We start from the raw sequence: 14955 nt of genomic DNA on the forward strand, positions 1-14955 counted from the left end.
GGTATTGATATGCGGGTAAGTTACCTTACCCGCCATATCGTTTTATTACTCAGTCTCTTCACTCTCGACGCGCACACCAATCTTACGCACCTGGTTATCTTCTTTCTCGGCGACAGTCCAAATCATGCCCGCGAACTCTACCTGGTCACCAACCACCGGCGCACCGCCTAACATGCCCACCACAAACTCACCCAATGTTTGTTGAGTATTGACGTTGTCATCAAGTTCAAGGCCGTAAATGGTCGCGACATCGCCAAACTGGGCGCTGGCTTCGAGAATAAAATCACCGAAGAAGCGTTGGTCGAGTGCCACTGGTGGCGACTGGCTAAACATCTTACCCAGAGCCGGTAAGTCGCGCTCACGTCCAATAACACAGAGCACATCACCCACTTGCAAACGTGTACGGTCGCCTGGTTGCATCAGAACATTGTCACGGAACAGGGCGGCAATTCGTGTGTCTTTCGGCATTTTCAGATCCCGCAAAGAGGCACCGATGCACCATTTGTCTTCGCTAAGCTGATAAACGAACTGCTCCCAAGGGTTTTCCGGATGAATATCCAGGCCAACGCGGGATACCGGCCAGCCGACAGGCGGAACCACAACTTTGGCTTTTTTCGCCGCCCAACCGAGCGACGTGCCTTGTAATAACAGCGACACCAGGACCACGAAGAAGGCGACATTAAAGAACAGGCGTGCATTTTCAAGGCCCGCCATCATCGGGAATACGGCAAGGATGATTGGCACCGCGCCACGCAGGCCAACCCAACTGATAAACACACGTTCGCGCAGGTTAAAACCACGGAACGGCAGCAAGCCGAGGAAAACAGACAATGGACGAGCAAAGAATATCATCCAGATAGACAGCAACAGCGCCGGAATAGCAATCGGCAACAGATCGGTTGGATTGACCAGTAAGCCCAGCACCAGGAACATGCCGATTTGTGCAAACCACGCCAGACCATCAAAGTTTTGTAGAATACCAAAGCGGCTGCGAATAGGGCGGTTTCCGAGTAGGAAGCCACACAAATAGACCGCCAGAATACCGCTGCCGTTTAATGCGGTGGTGATGCCAAACACCATAATCCCGCCGCTTAATGCCAGCAGCGGATACAAACCTTGTGGTAGCGTAATGCGGTTAATCATTTGCAGCAGCAGATAACCGCCGCCGAGGCCAAGCAAAATGCCCAAACCAAACTGTTGGATAATATCCACCAGGAACATCCAGCTCAGGCCGGTTTGCCCATGCTGAATCATCTCAATCAGCGTGATGGTCAGAAACACCGCCATTGGGTCGTTACTACCTGATTCGATCTCAAGCGTTGAACCAACACGTTCGTTCAGCCCTTTGCCGCCGAGCAACGAGAACACGGCTGCCGCATCCGTTGAGCCGACTATCGCGCCAATCAGCAAGCCTTCGATGACATTGAGATTAAACAGCCAGGCTGCAGCCATGCCAGTCAAGCCTGAGGTGATAAGTACACCAACTGTAGCAAGCGAAAGTGCCGGGCCAAGCGCTACGCGAAAGGAGCTTGCTTGGGTGCGCATGCCGCCATCAAGCAGAATCACCGCCAGTGCCAAGTTACTGATTAAATAAGCGAAAGGATAATTATCAAACGGAATGCCGCCAATGCCATCGATCCCCGCCAACATACCAATAGCGAGGAATATAACCAGGATGGGGATACCAAGACGCGAGGAAAAAGAACTCAATAAGATGCTACAAGTTACCAATACGGAACCTAAAATAAACAGACTGACTATCGCCCCTGCGTCCAAAATTATCTTTCTCCTTTGCGTGTGTATCTATTCGTGAAGCAAATTTTAACACGGAAAGCATTGATTCATTGTGCTTTCTGAGGGGCATATTCTACTTATTTTGTCTCATTACCGGATGACCGCTGACGGTGAGACTGGCGGTTTGCCCGTCATGCTGTAGTTCGCCAAAAGCGCCCAATGGCAGAGTGACAGTTTCTGGTTCATGACCAAACGGTAAACCGCGCAGCACGGGAATGGATAACCGCTGCTCTAACATGCGACACATTTCATCGAAATCGTAACCGCCGTCGTAGTCACTTAACGTTGCTCCGTTGAAACTTCCGAGAATCAGGGCTTTCTGGCGAGCTAAAATTCCGGCGTGGTGGAGTTGCAATAGCAGTCGCTCCACGCGGAAAGGGTGCTCGTTAATATCTTCGACCACTAAAATGCCACCATCAATCACGTTGAGCCACGGCGAGCCAATCATTGATACCAGCATCGCGAGATTGCCGCCCCACAGCGTCCCACTTGCTGAACATGCAGGCGTTGGGCTTTGCCAGGTGAGGGTAAATTGCGGCTCAGTAATCGCCTGCCAGAAATGCTGCCAGGTAAAGCTGTTTAACTCATCGGCACCAAAATTACCCGCAAGCATCGGCCCGCTAAAGGTAATGGCACCTGTCTGGGATAAGAGGGCTAACTGGATTGCGGTAAAATCGCTATGCCCGCAAATAATCGGTGTACGTTCGTGGAACGCGTGCCCAAGGCTCGAATAGTCAATATTTTCAAGCAAACGGGATGCACCATAACCACCGCGCACCGCCAGAACGATATCGCATTCATTCGGGAGTGCGGATAAATCCTGAATATCAGCAAGTCGTTGATCGTCAGTTCCGGCGAAACGCTGAAAGCGCCGGGTAACGACGGATTGGTTTTCCACTCGGTGTCCCGCGGCTTTCAGGCGTTCGATACCGCGCGCAGCAGCAGCCTGATTAACACAGAAACCTGAAGGAGCAATCAAACGAATCGTGGACATGGCATTTCCTTGCTGAAAGTGAATTGGTTATCATGCCGTTATCAAAGGTGGTTGTCATCCGCCAGGCGGCGATGAATCAATGTTGTTTACCCCACAGATTTCAATATTCCGGGTAACTTTATAAGGATAGATGCGTGAATATCAGATGGCTCATTGTATTGGTTTTGTTTTTAGCAGGCTGTTCAAGCCATACCACCAAACAGCCCGAGTGGGACCCTACAAAACCGGTACAACGTGCATTAACCTGGATGCCAATAACCGATCAGGCCGCAAAAGAGTGGGGAGTAAGTCCACGAGTGGTTACGGCGATTATTGCTGTTGAATCAGGCGGTAATCCTACGCTCGTCAGCAAGTCCAACGCGGTTGGTCTGATGCAGATTAAAGCCTCAACCGCTGGCCGCGATGTGTATCGCCACCTGGGATGGGGCGGCGAGCCGTCAACTAGCGAGCTCAAAGACCCGGCCCGTAATATTTCGATTGGCACGGCTTATTTAAGCATTCTGGAACATGGCATTCTGGCTGGTATTGAAAATCCGCAAACTATGCAATATGCGTTGCTGGCCTCTTATGCTAACGGTGCAGGGGCTCTGCTCCGAACCTTCTCATCGGATCGCAAAAAGGCCATTAACGAGATTAATGACCTGAGCCCTGACGAGTTTTACGATTACATTGCGAAGAACCACCCGGCACCTCAGGCACCGCGCTATCTATATAAGGTGTCGCGGGCTTTAAACGCCATGTAACAAGTCATTTTTAAAGCACAACCGCACATCCCAGTCACATCGTTTTCTATGCGTCTGGGGTCTGCGGCCTTTCGCCTTTATGCAACTCGAATTTTTTAGTGTCTGTCTTAAACTGTTTACTTCACTCGTTCTGCTTTTTCACGCGCCGATCGTTCCAGCGAAAAAATAATGCGCTGTAGTTCGCGCTCAACGGCCGGGTTCACATTCAGGAAGCGGAAACTCAGGCGAGGGGTGCTGATGGTCTGATTTTTACCGTCGATGACTTTTCGTTCCGAAAGCGTTATCAGCTGCATATCAAAGTGAAACTTACCCCACTGCACTAAATCTATTTCCACCTGTGAGAAACGCATTCCTGTACTCAACCCTTCTGGCAGAGGCCCATCAACCAGTGCGCCCATTCCCCCTAATGACAAATCACATAGCCTGAACTGGAATGGCGAGCCATTAGAGAGCGTGGTATTGCAGAGGTAATAGGGCTGAAGTGGGGCACTGATGCGAAAGTATTCCCGGCGTTGTACGAACCACAAAGCGGGAGGTAGCGGGGCGTGGAATGCCGGTAAGTTCAGGTAACTTATTACCTGCATCTTAGGCATTATAAATTCTACCTTTGCTCCTTCCGTCTCAGCGATGAACTGTATGTTGGTCGCTTTTTGCGCCGCCTGATTTTCATGCCCCTGGCTTCCAAAATCCACGATCAAACCAGTCGCCGTAACCTCAAGGATTTTGCTGATAAATTGCCCCGATGGCCAACTCAGACGAACCGGGACTTGGTTTTTATGGAGATCACGTAACACGCCTAATACTGCCAGAGGACTTTGTTTCAGAAACTGCTCGTTATAGTTACTCAAGGCCAGGTCCATGTTGTGGTTTTTTGAAAGCGGTAAGCAATCTTATCGGCAATAATGTAAAAAACTTAAGATAAATCTCAAGGCGCGATGCGGATAAATTCAATAACTTAGTGATGCTAATCACATTTTCCTAACATTTGATTATACTTAGCGTACCGACAGACAGAACCCGCGACGATACTGATGTGGATTCTGGCTTGTTACCACACACAATAATGAAGAGGATGTTCAACATGGGTATTCTGGCCTGGATTATTTTCGGTTTGATAGCTGGTGTTATCGCAAAATTAATTATGCCTGGTAAAGACGGCGGCGGTTTTATCCTGACCTGTATTTTAGGGATTATTGGTGCTGTCGTTGGTGGATGGATTGCAACATTTCTTCATATCGGCGGCAGCGTCACGGGCTTTAACTTGCCAAGTTTCCTTGTCGCAGTAGCAGGTGCGATTATTGTTTTGGTTATTTACCGTATGGTTCGTCGCTAACTATCCTCGTCATACTTGAAGTCGCCTCGGCGTTGGCTGCACTCACTCACCCCAGTAAGCTCCTGGGGATTCCTGAGTTTGCCGCCTTGATGCAACTCCAATTATTTAGAGGATAGGTCTTTATCTATTTTGTAACGGCCCCATTTGGGGCCGTTTTACGTTTGCTACTTTTGCGTGAAGAAATCGTTATACAGCATGTAGAGATGTGCGGCGCTCCAGGAGAAATTCGGTGCCCCCTGTTGCGCGCCATTAAGCGGATTATAGTTCTCGCGAATAGGACCATCGCTCATCAGGCCATTGGCGTGGGCAAAGAAACGATTAGCCATCTCCACGGCATCGGCGCGATAGCCATACCGTTCCATTCCTTTTAGCCCAAAGTAGAATTGATCCACCCACACTCGTCCACGCCAATAAATATCAGCACCAAATGCCGGATTCGTCAGTGCCGCGGTCCCGAGTGGCACGTAAGTATTAAACTCTTTTGGATCTTTCATGACCTTCACGACGGCATCAGCATGGGATTGAGTTGCAGCACCATTAAATAACGGTGACCATCCTTCCGGTCCCTTGCCCCGCGCAACGATTGGTTTGCCGGCACAGCCATTGGCCAAAGGTTTATCTTCAATCCGAATGTCGTAATAGAAGCCCGTGGCATCGTCAAACATACAGGTGTTGATATAGCTGGCCAGTTTCTTAGCGTGCTGGCTAAAGTGTTGTTCATCTTGCGGTTTGCCGAGAATTTTCGCCATTTCAGCCAGATAACTGCTGTCACTGTACATGTAACTTGCCTGGTCAACTGACTCCTGCAAAAGTGAAAAACCGACAAGGCGCCCACTTGAGTCGCGGTTTTCAGCAAACAGCACCTGCCAGTCTTCGCGTTTGCCGCCTTTATCCAGATAACGTTGCAGTTGGTCAGGGTCGATAAAGCCAAATACGGCAGCGTCATCACGCCCGGACTCCCACGAAGCAGCAACCTGAGCCGGAATATCAATGCTGTCATATTTCCCGCTACGCAAAACTTGGTTGTAGTTCTCAAGCCCTACCATTTTTTGCTCTTTGCTGCCGCGTTTGACGGTAAAGATCATTTCACCCTTTGCGGTGTTGTGGGCTTTGTCACGAGTGGCACCATACTCAGGTAAACCATTTCTGTTGTGGTCACGGTTACGTAACCACCAGTCATGATAAGCCGCCAGATGCGGATACATTTCCTCAAGCCAGGCTTTATCCCCCGTGGCTTTGTAGACTTCCATCACAGACCAGGCGGCAAGGCTTGGCTTGGTATTGCGTTCATTCCAGTTGCTACCATCACCGCCACGTTCTGGGTTGGTGTTATAGGCAATCAAATCTGGAACAAAGCCTGCATCCCATGGGCGTAATGGGTCATCGGTTGGAATCTGCCAGGCGAAGACTGCGCGAATGTTATCTTTTGCCACGTCAGGATTAAAATGTGCCATAGCGTAAGCCTGCTTCCAGGTATCCCACGGCCAGGTTTGGTTACCGGAAAACCAGCGTCCAGTTACAGAAGGTGTGACGGAGTCAAATTTCATCGCACCCGCCACGCCACGCCAGTTTCCATTCAGCGTTTCGATAGCTTTTACTGCCACTCGGGTTTGCGCCGCCGTCGCGGCAGGGTTTTTTAGCCCGGATTCCAAATAACCTTCCCAGCGCTGCTCGGATGCTGTCTGGTAGGTTTGAGGATGCTTGAGAATATCGGCGATTTTACTTTGTTCTTTTTGTACTTCAGTAGCCGTCAATAAATGAGAATAAGTGGTGTAGAGGGTGATCGAGCTTTCAATATTGGCTTTTGCAATAAAGCGGTGGCCGTCAATTTGGGTGCGCATCGGCAGCGTTTTATGGATTTGGTACTGTGATTGGCCTGATGTCATCAGGTTTGAGTCGGCACGCACTTTGCCAAAAGTGACATTCAGACCATCTGATGTGGCATGTAGCGTGCGGGTATAGCCCGGAAACGCCTGCTCAATGGTTTCATCAGACTGAGGTTTTTGCTCCTGAAGATGATACTTCTCCAGTAATTCGCCATCCCAAACTAGCTCCAGCGGTGCGTCAGTGGTGATTTCTGTTTCCAGCAAGGAGGTGCGTGATGTCACAAAGCGCAACGTCATTTTCACAGTGACACCAGGGGAGGTGAGTGTCTGTATCAATGCCCCAGGAATGCTGTATGCCTTCATTGTAAATGCGATTTTTTTACCATTCTGGTACACGCTCAGGCGGTCGAAATTATTCGCCATAAAGTTGATGTACTCTTCGGTCAGCAAAGCAGGGCCTGGGAAACCACCCATTCCTTCGCTACTTGCTGGCAGCAAATGCCCATGCCAGGCACCATCATCAAAAAGCGGATTAAATCGTTGATGTTCGTCGAAATCGTAATCAAGCATCGCGTGTGGTGCACCGGTGCGATCGATAACGTTCTGGAAATCATTGGCCATTAACGTGGTGGTGTCGTGCTTTGTTGAATGGCAACCCGCGAGCACAAGCAGCATCGCGAGCGGGGCAAGACGGAAAATTGTTTTCATGAAGTATCCTTACCAGTAGAAATATTGCATCACGAATATCGAATTGCTGGCGTTCGTGGTGTCGTTATGAAGATAAAAACGGCTGTCGAGTGCAGTGGCGAGTTTTCCACCAAAGTATTCGTACCAGATACCAAACTGTGCGTAAGAGGTGGTCTGGTCTTCGGCGTTATCTAACAGATGCTGCGCGTAGCTCCAGGCGGTTGAAAGATAAAGTCCTTTAGCAGGTTCAACCATGCCGCTGATCATCATCCCGCTCTCACTACCAGGGTTATAACCATCGCCTTTGCCGGTATGGTGCCAGACTCGTCCTGCGAGGTGTTTACCCTGTAAACCCAGCAGATACATCAGCCCGGTGCCGTCGGTCACTTCCAACCCGCTCAACATGGTTAAATCATCAAGAATGTCGTACTGGAGGTAGCCGTTGATCATCGCCTGATAGGTATATTTATCTGAATAGCGGTCATATTTACCGAAGTGCAACCACGCTTTGCTCTCGTCGACACGGCTCTCTGGAGCTGCTGTGACACTGTAACGTAGCTTCCCAGTCAGGTTTTGTATCTTAGCGGCGTAGGTTAAATCACGGGTATTGGGGATGACATAGCCATACTCCGGCGTGAAATCTCCCCACCATTGCAAATCGTCCAGCGATGAATCGTTACGGGCACTTAAAATAAACTCGGTGCCTTTATCGGTACGATAGCCGCCATAAAAACGGTTAATCCCACCTTCAAAACCGCCCCAGCTGTGATCGGGAACCCAGGCATTACCATTATTGTCTGCCTGAACCGTCCAGCCTTCCCCATATAGCAGACCAAACCAGTTACCGTGTTTGACCTCAAGGCCGCCTTCGATATAAGTCCCGTCGCTGTATTTATGCTTGTCGTCGCCGTTAAGGTAAACGCTGCCACCCAGGCCCATCTCGCCATAAAAACGAAAGGCGGTGTTACTAGTATCTGCTGTAAGCGAAGGTGGTTGCGGAGTCTGGCGTGCTGCCGGAACAACGCTTTCTGCTGCCAGCAATGCCCCTGCGGGTGCGAACAGTGTTAGCAGCGGTGCCATAGATAAAATCTTAACCATACAATCCACTCCTTGTTGTTATTGCGGTTATCGATCCGTGGAATGCCGCTCATACTAGTTAAATATTTACTAAAATATATACTTAAATCGGTAAAGCGATAAGTGGATCACAATGCGAGTAGGGCTATACACGTAGTCGCAATGCCATTAAGCTATTGTTTTCACCTCTTGATTATTGGGATCTTATGGCTACATTGAAGGAAATCGCTCATGCGGCTCAGGTATCTGTGGCTACGGTTTCACGGGTCCTGAATGACGATCCCACACTGAGCGTGAAGAGTCAGACCCGTCAGAAAATTCTCGAAGCGGCAGAGCGGCTGGAATACAAAGTCCCCAGTGCCAAACGTCAGGCCGGTCAGCGTCTTACCTTTGCGGCTCTTTATACTCATGGGCAAGAGCTGGAAATCAACGATCCCTATTACCTGGCTATGCGTTATGGCATTGAAACTCAATGCGAAAAACTGGGTATTACGCTGGTTTCCTGTTACGACTTCAAAGGCGATCGCCCCTTGGTGGCAGCCGACGGTTTACTGGTAATTGGTAAACCCCAGCCTGCAACACAGGCGGTGCTGGAGCAGCAGGATTTGCCGTTGGTGTATCTCGATGGGGTAACTAACGATCCACGGTTTGACTGCGTAAGCGTTGATTTAGCGAAAATCAGCCAGAAGGTGATCGACTTCTTTATTTCACGTGGTTACCTGCGTATCGGCTTTATCGGTGGCCGGGATGACCCGGAATATGCCGATCAGCGCGAACAGGCGTTTGTTGATTATGGGCGTAGTAAAAAAGTTGTTCAGCCGCAGGATGTTTACTATGGGGACTTTAGTAGCCAGGCCGGATACCAGTGCGCGATGAAAATGCTTGCATCATCAAGCGATTACCCACCAGCCTTGTTTGTGGCGACCGACTCTATTGCGATTGGTGTTCTACGCGCTCTGCATGAACACGGTATTAAAGTACCAGAGCAACTGGCTCTGATAAGCGTCAACGATATCCCTACCGCGCGCTTTGTTTACCCGGCGCTTTCAACGGTAAGAATTCACTCTGAAACCATCGGTGCGCAGGGCGTTAACCTGCTGATGGAACGGCTGCGTGACGATCGCACCATCCCGCTATCGGTATTTGTCCCCAGCTCTTTGCAATTGCGTGACTCGACAACATCTGAATAAAATCAACAACTCATCCCATAAGCCCTGCTGGTTTCTTACATCAGCAGGGCTTTTTGTTTTATACCGCGTGTTGATTTATTGTGATCGCCGCGGCATTTAGTAAACTTTAATTTTTAGTTTTACTAAATATTTACTATTGTTTGCCCATACCCACGTAATGAGGATGTTGGCGTGAACAATTGGGAAAACATAGAAAAACAATCTGAGAACCGACTGCCACCGCGCGCCTGGTTCCACGGTTATGACAGTGTTGAAAAGGCAAAAGAGCTAAACCGCGAGCAAAGCCTGGGCTTTTCATTGCTAAGCGGAAAATGGGCGTTTAACTATTTCGACCATCCGCAAAAAGTACCGGCCGAGTTTTACCACCAGCCTATGGCTGAATGGGGTGAAATCACTGTTCCGGGAATGTGGCAAATGGAAGGCCACGGTAAACTGCAATATACCGATGAAGGTTATCCTTTCCCTATTGATGTGCCTTTTGTTCCGACCAACAACCCAACCGGTGCCTATCAGCGCCAGTTTTCGCTACCGTCAGACTGGTTACAACGCCAGGTCATTATTAAATTCGACGGCGTAGAAACCTACTTTGAAGTTTATGTAAATGGCCACTATGTAGGCTTTAGCAAAGGCAGCCGTCTGAGTGCCGAGTTTGATCTCAGCCCGTATGTGAAGGCCGGAGAAAACTTGCTGAGCGTGCGGGTGATGCAATGGGCTGACTCCACCTATATCGAAGATCAGGATATGTGGTGGATGGCGGGTATTTTCCGTGATGTTTATCTTATTGGTCAGCCGAACGTTCATGTACATGACTTAACCGTGGTGACGGAATTTGATGAAAACTACTGTGATGCTGAGCTCCGGGTATCGTGCGACTTAAACAATATATCGGCCGCACCTGTCGCAGGTTTGCAACTGCATGCACAATTGTTTGATGGTGAAAAATGTATCGCTGAGCAAATCCTTGATGCACTTAGCGTACAGAACAGTGCCACCTGTCAGTTCCTGATACCGGTAAAACAGCCGAAGCAGTGGAATGCTGAGCACCCCAATCTTTATTTACTGCTGCTGACGCTGCGCAATAACCACGGTGAAATCATCGAAGTAGTGCCGCAGCAAGTCGGGTTCCGCGACATCAAAGTGCGCGACGGCCTATTTTACGTTAATGGTCGTTACCTGAAATTGCATGGTGTGAACCGCCACGATCACGATTGCCAGAAAGGCCGTGCAGTCGATATGGCGCGTGTTGAGCGTGACATCGTCCTGATGAAGCAACACAACATCAACTCAGTACGTACAGCCCATTATCCGAACGATCCGCGTTTCTATGCATTGTGCGACCAGTACGGCCTGTTTGTGATGGCGGAAACTGATGTCGAGAGTCACGGTTTTGCAAACGTCGGCAATATTAGCCGCATCACTGACGATCCAACGTGGGAACAAGCCTACGTCGAGCGTATTGAACGCCACGTTCTGGCGCAGAAAAACCATCCTTCTGTCATCATCTGGTCCCTGGGTAACGAGTCAGGCTACGGCTGCAATATACGTGCGATGGCAGCACGCTGTAAGCAACTTGATCCCACTCGTCTGGTGCATTACGAAGAAGATCGTGACGCCGAAGTCGTGGACGTGATTAGCACTATGTATTCACGCGTCTCAATGATGAATGCCTTTGGTGAATACCCTCATCCTAAACCACGCATTATCTGCGAATATGCCCATGCAATGGGTAACGGGCCTGGCGGGTTAGCGCAATACCAGGCCGTATTTAATCAGCATAAAAGTTTGCAGGGGCATTACGTCTGGGAGTGGTGCGACCATGGTTTACTGGTGCATGACGAGCAGGGGCGTGAGCGCTATCAGTATGGCGGTGATTACGGCGACTACCCAAACAACTATAACTTCTGCATGGATGGGCTTATCTATCCGGATCAACGTCCAGGCCCAGGCTTGCGTGAGTACAAGCAGGTGCTTTGCCCGGTCAATATTCGCCCGACGCAACAGTGTGATGTGTTGCTGGTGGAGAACCGCTACTGGTTCAGCACACTTGGTGACATCGAGTTCAAGGTCGCATATCAGGTCGATGGTAAAACCATCGCACAGCAAACATTGTCACTGCCACACTTGCTGCCAGGTGAAGCCGAAGAGCTGCAATTGGCTGCACCTGTGGTGCCAGCAGGTGAAGTGTTTATCAATGTTGAAGTTGTTAAGCGCAGTGCGACAAGCTGGAGTGATGCGATGCACTCGCTTGGTCAGTTCCAGATCTTGCGCCAGCAGGCGGTTTCTCGTGAGCTATTGCCACTCAATCAGCACAGCGCATTACGCTGTGAAACCCAGCAAAACAGCCTGGTTATCAGCGGCAATCAATTTTCTCTGACTTTCTGTCAACTGACCGGAGAGCTGGTTTCATGGTTGGTAGACGGTGAGGAAATTGTTGGGCGCGCGCCGCATCTAACCTTCTTTAAACCGACTATCGATAACCACAAGCAGGAATTTGAGGGTTTGTGGCAGCCGTATCACGTGCACCTGATGCAGCATAATTTCCGCACCATGCGTCATTTCTCGCAAGGTGAAGATACCGTTGTTGAGATTACCAGCACGATTGCACCACCAGTGTTTGATTTCGGTATGCGCTGTACTTATCAGTGGCGCATAACTCCGGCAGGCCATGTCAGCCTGGATTTGTCAGGTACACCATATGGAAACTATCAGGCCATTGTTCCAAAAATTGGCCTCGATTTCGGCATCAGCACACGCTTTAAACAGGTTGAGTATTATGGCCGCGGGCCAGGTGAAAACTATGCTGACAGCTGCCAAAGCAATCTGATCGGCCATTACCGCCAGCCGGTAGAAAGCCTTTTTGAAAACTACCCGTTCCCACAGGATAACGGCAACCGCCAGGATGTGCGTTGGTTGAGTGTTGAAGATGAAAAGGGTAACGGTATTTTCATCCAGCCATCTAAGCCGATTAACTTCAGCCTATGGCCATATAGCGCAGAAATGTTGCAACAGGCGCAGCACATTAATGAGCTGGAAAAGGGCGATTACCTGACATTAAACCTCGATGATCAAATCCTCGGACTTGGCTCCAACTCATGGGGTTCCGAAGTGCTGGATTCATTCCGCGTTTACCTCAAACCATTCCACTACGGTTTCACTATGGTGCCGTTCAGTAAAGCACAGGTGGAGACGGTTGATCTCGCGAAATACGATTTCCAACCGCAAACCAACCGCGCACTTTCTTGATAGGGCAAACGTAATGATTATTTTAAATACCTTAGAAGATTTTAAGCAGATTTATCGTGCGGGGAAAAATGGCAGCGTTGTATCGAAGCTATTAATAACCTCGAAAATATTCAGCCTAATATTTTTTATTCAATTGGTGATTCTTTGGTTTATCGCCTTGCAGAAGGCCCAGTAAATAACATGGATTTATTCGAAGGGAATCGCCGTTATTTCGATGTTCATTATTACCTTGCGGGACAAGAAACCGTTGAGGTTGCAGCGAAAAACGAGTTAACCCCAGAAATTGCTTACAGCGATGAAACTGACCGTGAGTTTTTGCGCGGGCAGGGTGTTAAACATCAGCTTAACGCCGGAAACGTCATCATCTGTGAAAACCACGAAGCACACCGGTTTTCGCAGGGGAAAGACGTCAAAAAAGTGATTTTAAAAGTCACGATTGAAGAAACGTATTTTCTAAATAAATAGGGTGTTAAACGCCTGACTGGTGTCGGATGGCGCAAGCGCTATCCGACCTACGAAAAAATTACTAAAATTTACCCTACAGTGTGGAGTTCGTATGGCTTCAACAAACAGAAATACTATTGGCAAGTTCGGGTTATTAGCGATGACATTTGCGGCGGTGTTTAGCTTCAATAACGTCATTAATAACAATATTCAGTTAGGTATCGCATCGGCACCGGTTTTCCTGGTGGCGACACTCATTTATTTTATTCCGTTCTGTTTAATCATCGCGGAATTCGTCTCTCTGAACCGTAATTCCGAAGCGGGAGTTTATGCCTGGGTGAAGAGTGCGTTAGGTGGCCGCTGGGCATTTATCACCGCCTACACCTACTGGTTTGTTAACCTGTTTTTCTTTACCTCGTTACTACCGCGAGTTATTGCCTACGCCTCATATGCGTTCCTTGGCTATGACTATATTTTCACGCCGATAACGACGGCAATAATCAGCATTTGCCTGTTTGCTTTCTCCACCTGGATTTCAAACCACGGAGCAAAATTGTTGGGGCCGATGACCTCAGTCACCTCCACGCTGATGCTTCTCCTTACGTTCTCCTACATCATTCTTGCAGGGGCTGCCGTGATTGGTGGCGTCGAACCGGCTGACCCAATCAACGTGCAGGCGATTACACCGCAGTTTAGCTGGGCATTCCTCGGTATTATCGCGTGGATTTTCCAGGCCGCAGGTGGTGCTGAGTCGGTTGCGGTGTACGTCAATGACGTAAAAGGCGGCAGCAAAGCCTTTGTTAAAGTGATCATTTTGTCTGGTTTATTCATCGGTGGCCTTTATACCGTCTCCTCACTGCTGATTAACGTCTTTGTTCATAAAGCTGATTTGCATTACACCGGCGGTACGGTGCAGGTATTTGAAGGGCTGGCGAATCACTTTGGCTTGCCAACGTCGCTGATGAACCGCTTTGTCGGGATTGTCTCCTTTACTGCGATGTTTGGCTCACTGCTGATGTGGACTGCTGCTCCTGTGAAAATCTTCTTTACCGAAATTCCAAAAGGTATTTTTGGTGAGAAAACCGTGCGTCTTAACCAGCATGGCGTACCGACTCGTGCAGCGTGGATTCAGTTCCTGATTGTTATCCCATTGATGCTTATCCCAACCGTGGGTTCGGGTAGCGTACAGGAGTTGATGAACACGCTTATTAATATGACCGCTGCCGCGTCAATGTTACCGCCGCTGTTTATCATGCTTGCCTACCTGAACCTGCGTATGAAATACGATGAGGTCAATCGTGATTTCCGTATGGGCACACGGATGCAGGGGATCACCATTGTGAGTGTGTTGATAGTCATTTTCACCGTCGGGTTTATTGCATCCACATTCCCGACCGGTGCCAGCATTATGACTATCGTGTTTTATAACGTCGGTGGGTTGGTTATCTTCCTGGGCTACGCCTGGTGGAAATACAACAAATATGAGAAAGGGCTGGATGCCAGAGCGCGTTACGAAGCGGATACACCGCTTGCACAAATCGCACTGGAACAGCAGCAGGGAAAGCCAGCTTCACCGCTCGCAGGTGAGGTCGCGATAACACGTCAGCCATAGAAAAACGGCCCC

General features: G+C 49.3%; 9 protein-coding genes and 3 pseudogenes. 7 read left to right on the forward strand and 5 right to left on the reverse strand.

What is annotated here, in order from left to right; translation table 11 throughout:
• Positions 1-9: 9 nt before the first annotated feature.
• Positions 10-111 (forward strand): annotated as a pseudogene (locus AC0IXI_RS10290) (hypothetical protein); the annotation flags it as partial.
• Here the strand turns inward: AC0IXI_RS10290 and AC0IXI_RS10295 are convergent.
• Together AC0IXI_RS10295 and ldcA are read right to left on the reverse strand one after the other, a co-directional pair.
• A pseudogene (locus tag AC0IXI_RS10295) lies at positions 64-1776 on the reverse strand (potassium/proton antiporter); the annotation flags it as partial. The pseudogenes AC0IXI_RS10290 and AC0IXI_RS10295 overlap by 48 nt on opposite strands.
• Before the next feature lie 91 nt (positions 1777-1867).
• Positions 1868-2788 (reverse strand): muramoyltetrapeptide carboxypeptidase, encoded by a 921-nt coding sequence (ldcA, locus tag AC0IXI_RS10300; RefSeq protein WP_471682348.1) that lies wholly within the window; start codon positions 2786-2788, stop codon positions 1868-1870.
• Positions 2789-2922: 134 nt separating this feature from the next.
• On the opposite strand from ldcA, the gene emtA reads away from it, so the two are divergent.
• Positions 2923-3531, forward strand: a complete 609-nt coding sequence (gene emtA, locus AC0IXI_RS10305; RefSeq protein ID WP_471682349.1) for a membrane-bound lytic murein transglycosylase EmtA — start codon at positions 2923-2925, stop codon at positions 3529-3531.
• A gap of 116 nt (positions 3532-3647) precedes the next feature.
• Here the strand turns inward: emtA and ycgR are convergent, their stop codons facing one another.
• Entirely contained in the window at positions 3648-4379 is a 732-nt protein-coding gene (gene ycgR / locus AC0IXI_RS10310) for a flagellar brake protein YcgR (RefSeq protein ID WP_064511890.1), read from the reverse strand.
• Between the two features lie 233 nt (positions 4380-4612).
• Here ycgR and AC0IXI_RS10315 point away from each other — a divergent pair, with 233 nt between their 5' ends.
• A complete protein-coding gene (locus tag AC0IXI_RS10315) occupies positions 4613-4864 on the forward strand; it encodes a GlsB/YeaQ/YmgE family stress response membrane protein (protein WP_064511831.1) in 252 nt (83 codons plus the stop codon).
• A gap of 164 nt (positions 4865-5028) precedes the next feature.
• Here AC0IXI_RS10315 and ygjK read toward each other — a convergent pair whose 3' ends face one another.
• Positions 5029-7398: an alpha-glucosidase gene (gene ygjK / locus AC0IXI_RS10320; RefSeq protein ID WP_471682350.1), complete on the reverse strand. Its 2370-nt coding sequence runs from the start codon at positions 7396-7398 to the stop codon at positions 5029-5031.
• Positions 7399-7407: 9 nt separating this feature from the next.
• Entirely contained in the window at positions 7408-8448 is a 1041-nt protein-coding gene (gene ygjJ, locus AC0IXI_RS10325) for a protein YgjJ (protein ID WP_413499020.1), read from the reverse strand.
• A gap of 212 nt (positions 8449-8660) precedes the next feature.
• On the opposite strand from ygjJ, the gene ebgR reads away from it, so the two are divergent.
• The 4 genes and pseudogenes from ebgR (at position 8661) to AC0IXI_RS10345 (ending at position 14943) form a co-directional block, all read left to right on the forward strand.
• Positions 8661-9644: a transcriptional regulator EbgR gene (ebgR, locus tag AC0IXI_RS10330; RefSeq protein ID WP_134182128.1), complete on the forward strand. Its 984-nt coding sequence runs from the start codon at positions 8661-8663 to the stop codon at positions 9642-9644.
• Positions 9645-9815: 171 nt separating this feature from the next.
• The gene (gene ebgA, locus AC0IXI_RS10335; RefSeq protein WP_471682351.1) at positions 9816-12887 is read left to right on the forward strand and encodes a beta-galactosidase subunit alpha; all 3072 of its coding nucleotides are present in this window, start codon (positions 9816-9818) and stop codon (positions 12885-12887) included.
• 13 nt (positions 12888-12900) lie between these two features.
• Positions 12901-13352: pseudogene (locus AC0IXI_RS10340) on the forward strand (beta-galactosidase subunit beta).
• A 91-nt stretch (positions 13353-13443) separates the two neighbouring features.
• Positions 13444-14943 (forward strand): amino acid permease, encoded by a 1500-nt coding sequence (locus tag AC0IXI_RS10345; RefSeq protein WP_064511826.1) that lies wholly within the window; start codon positions 13444-13446, stop codon positions 14941-14943.
• The last annotated feature ends 12 nt before the right edge of the window (positions 14944-14955 follow it).

This window comes from Buttiauxella sp. AC038 (assembly GCF_979253565.1).

What these genes read in the sequence shown, in the direction of transcription:
- ldcA (WP_471682348.1), bottom strand. Translation starts at nt 2,788, where the DNA reads ATGTCCACGATTCGTTTGATTGCTCCTTCAGGTTTCTGTGTTAATCAG.
- AC0IXI_RS10315 (WP_064511831.1), top strand. Translation starts at nt 4,613, where the DNA reads ATGGGTATTCTGGCCTGGATTATTTTCGGTTTGATAGCTGGTGTTATC.
- AC0IXI_RS10345 (WP_064511826.1), top strand. Translation starts at nt 13,444, where the DNA reads ATGGCTTCAACAAACAGAAATACTATTGGCAAGTTCGGGTTATTAGCG.
- ygjK (WP_471682350.1), bottom strand. Translation starts at nt 7,398, where the DNA reads ATGAAAACAATTTTCCGTCTTGCCCCGCTCGCGATGCTGCTTGTGCTC.
- ebgR (WP_134182128.1), top strand. Translation starts at nt 8,661, where the DNA reads ATGGCTACATTGAAGGAAATCGCTCATGCGGCTCAGGTATCTGTGGCT.